This is a genomic window from Streptomyces ossamyceticus (genome assembly GCF_001418475.1).
In the GTDB taxonomy this organism is placed as follows: domain Bacteria; phylum Actinomycetota; class Actinomycetes; order Streptomycetales; family Streptomycetaceae; genus Streptomyces; species Streptomyces ossamyceticus.
Map to the genome: position 1 here is coordinate 1 of NZ_LIQX01000745.1, position 2,996 is coordinate 2,996.

Genomic DNA, 2,996 nt, shown 5'->3' on the forward strand with positions numbered 1-2,996 from the left:
GGGTCTGCGGGGTGCGGGGTCCGGGGGTGGATTCGAGGGTTGAGGGTTCGTCGGGTGTCCGAGCGGTGAGACAGGAGCAATGGGGGGTGACGCTCCTGTTCTCGCCTGTCATCATGTGCCGGTGCATACGTCTCAGAGCAGCAAGGGGCAGAGCGGGCGCATGGGGCTGGGGCTCGCGCTCGTGTCCGCGTTCGCCTTCGGCGGGTCCGGCCCCGCGGCCAAGCCACTCATAGAGGCGGGCCTCGACCCGCTGCACGTGGTGTGGCTGCGGGTCGCGGGCGCCGCGCTGGTCATGCTGCCGCTGGCCGTGCGGCATCGGGATCTGGTGCGGCGGCGGCCCGCGCTGCTCGCCGGGTTCGGGCTGCTCGCCGTGGCCGGTGTGCAGGCCTTCTACTTCGCGTCCATTTCCCGGATCCCCGTCGGGGTCGCCCTCCTCGTCGAGTACCTCGCTCCCGCGATGGTGCTCGGGTGGGTGCGGTTCGTGCAGCGGCGGCCGGTGACCCGGACCGCCGCCGTGGGGGTCGTCCTCGCGGTCGGGGGACTCGCCTGCGTCGTCGAGGTGTGGGCGGGGCTGAGCTTCGACGTGCTGGGCCTGCTGCTCGCGCTCGGCGCCGCCTGCTGTCAGGTCGGGTACTTCGTCCTCTCCGACCAGGGGAGCGACGCGGGGGACGAGGCGCCGGATCCCCTCGGCGTCATCGCCTACGGACTGCTCGTCGGCACGGCGGTGCTCACCGTGGTGGCCCGGCCCTGGGGCATGGACTGGTCGGTGCTCGGGGGGAGCGCCCACATGGACGGCCGACCGGTGCCGGCCTGGCTGCTGCTCGGGTGGGTCGTGCTGATCGCCACGGTGCTCGCCTACGTCACCGGGGTGGTGAGCGTACGGCGGTTGTCCCCGCAGGTGGCGGGTGTTGTCGCGTGTCTGGAGGCGGTCATCGCGACCGTGCTCGCCTGGGTGCTGCTCGGTGAGCATCTGTCGGCGCCGCAGGTCATCGGCGGGGCGGTCGTCCTGGTGGGGGCGTTCGTGGCGCAGCGGTCCGTGCCGGGGAAGGGGGCGGCCGGAGCGGCTGAGGTCGTGGCGTCCGGCGGGGAGGCTGTCGAGCGGGGCGAAGTGGCCGCCGGCCGCCGTTGACGGTGGGCGGGGGAGCGGGCCGAGGGGTGGTTGTGGTGGTGCGCGTGGCCCCGGTGCGTCCCTCGGTCCTGGCTCGTCCTTCGGTCCTGGCTCGTTCTTCGTGCTTGGTTCGTCCTTCGTGCTTGGTTCGCTGTTCGTGCTTGGTTCGCTGTTCGGGTGGGGTCAACTCGCCGGTGGCCAGATGCCCCGGCGGTTCAGCTGGTGGGTGCGGGCTGCCGCGTCGCCCGGGCTGCCCCGAGTCGTGAGGCCGGCCACGATGCGGTCCTGGACCTCCTCGGGGCGGTGGGCGGCGTACTTGAACTTGGCGCGCACAGAGGTCACTTCGAGACGCAGGCCCCGGATGCCGGGGAGCAGGCGGCCGTAGGGCGCCTCGTCGGCGGTCGCCGTGGCGGAGCCGCCCTCCGGCTGGAAGTGGGCCAGTTGGCGGTTGAGGAGAGCGGCCTTCTCCACCGGGTCGTCGATGACGTGCGCCGTACAGCGGAGCTGGACCGCCGCGTAGAAGCTGGTCGGAGTGCCGTGGTCCGGCGGGGCGTCCGGCGGCGCCTGCCAGGGGCCGGGGATGTAGACGTAATCGTCCACGACGCTCAGCAGGACGTCGGGCGCGGCCTCCAGTGCCGGCCACAGCGGATTCGGGCGGGCCAGATGGGCGAGCGCGACACCGTGTTCACCCTCGTCGGGGTCGTAGGAGAAGTGCATCGGCTGGACGTGGGGCGGGTCGCCGGGCAGGCCGTTGACGGCGAGCTGGCCGAAGTCGTGGGCGCCGAGCCAGCGCCTCCATTCGCTGTCGTCGCGCGGGGCGTCCCAGGGGTGGATCAGCATCACAGGCTCTTGAGGTACTCGGGGAGTTCGACGCCGGGCGCCAGGTCGGGCGACGGGATCGGAGCCTCGTACCCCTTCCGCAGGGGGACGACACCGGCCCAGTGGGGGAGCGTGAGGTCCTCGGGTTCGTCGTTGACGCCGCCGGTACGGGCCTTGGCGGAGACCTCGTTCAGGTCGAGCTTGATCACGGCGGTCGCGGCGGACTCCTTGGCGTTGGCGGGCCGGGAGTCCCGCGAGCGGCCGGGGACGGCGTGGTCCACGAGCGCGTCCAGGGCGATCCGACGTTCCTCCGGGTCGGTGACCGGGTGGGCGAGGCCGTGCACGACCACGGAGCGGTAGTTGATCGAGTGGTGGAAGCCGGAGCGGGCCAGGACCAGGGCGTCGACGTGGGTGACCGTCAGGCACACCGGGAGGCCGGGGTCGGCCTTACCCGTCATCCGCAGCGGACGCGACCCGGTCGAACCGTGCACGTACAGCGTCTCGCCGACCCGGCCGTACAGCGTGGGCAGCACCACCGGCGCGCCGTCCCGGACGAAGCCCAGGTGGCAGACGTACCCCTCGTCGAGTATCGCGTGCACCGTCTCCTTGTCGTACGAGGCCCGGTCCGAGGACCGGGTGGGGACCGTGCGGTCGGTGGCGGCGTAGGCGGCCGGTGTCGGTGTCGTCGACTGCGGGGTCCCCGTCATTGCGCTCTCCATTGCACTAGTGCATAATCGGCTTTGTGCTAGGAGAATACACAATCGCTGGTCGGGGTGCAGCCGAGATCGCGGCCAGCGTGGAGCGCGCGGTGGGGGCCGGGGAGTTGGAGCCGGGTCAGCTGCTGCCTCCCATGCGGGAGTTGGCGGCACGGTTGGCGGTGAACCCCAACACGGTCGCGGCCGCCTATCGCACACTGCGCGAGCGTGGGGTCATCGAGACCGCCGGGCGGCGGGGGAGTCGTGTGCGGCCGAGGCCCGCCACCACCGGGCGTGAGTACATCCGGGTCGAGGTGCCGGACGGGGTGCGGATTGCCGTCCGCGAGGTCCGGACCCCGTCCGGCACCTCGACC

Annotated in this window: 4 protein-coding genes; 2 read left to right on the plus strand and 2 right to left on the minus strand. The window is 72.4% G+C overall.

From position 1 onward, the window contains the following. Positions 1-115 precede the first annotated feature (115 nt). Positions 116-1,129: an EamA family transporter gene (locus AOK15_RS37915; protein ID WP_055523338.1), complete on the plus strand. Its 1,014-nt coding sequence runs from the start codon at positions 116-118 to the stop codon at positions 1,127-1,129. A 162-nt stretch (positions 1,130-1,291) separates the two neighbouring features. Here AOK15_RS37915 and AOK15_RS37920 read toward each other — a convergent pair whose 3' ends face one another. Next, positions 1,292-1,948: an FMN-binding negative transcriptional regulator gene (locus AOK15_RS37920; RefSeq protein WP_055523340.1), complete on the minus strand. Its 657-nt coding sequence runs from the start codon at positions 1,946-1,948 to the stop codon at positions 1,292-1,294. Beyond that, positions 1,948-2,634 (minus strand): pyridoxamine 5'-phosphate oxidase family protein, encoded by a 687-nt coding sequence (locus tag AOK15_RS37925; RefSeq protein ID WP_055523342.1) that lies wholly within the window; start codon positions 2,632-2,634, stop codon positions 1,948-1,950. Before AOK15_RS37925 ends, AOK15_RS37920 begins: the two co-directional genes overlap by 1 nt. A 35-nt stretch (positions 2,635-2,669) precedes the next feature. On the opposite strand from AOK15_RS37925, the gene AOK15_RS37930 reads away from it, so the two are divergent. Next, the coding region (locus AOK15_RS37930; protein ID WP_157870492.1) for a GntR family transcriptional regulator at positions 2,670-2,996 on the plus strand (327 nt) is incomplete at its 3' end.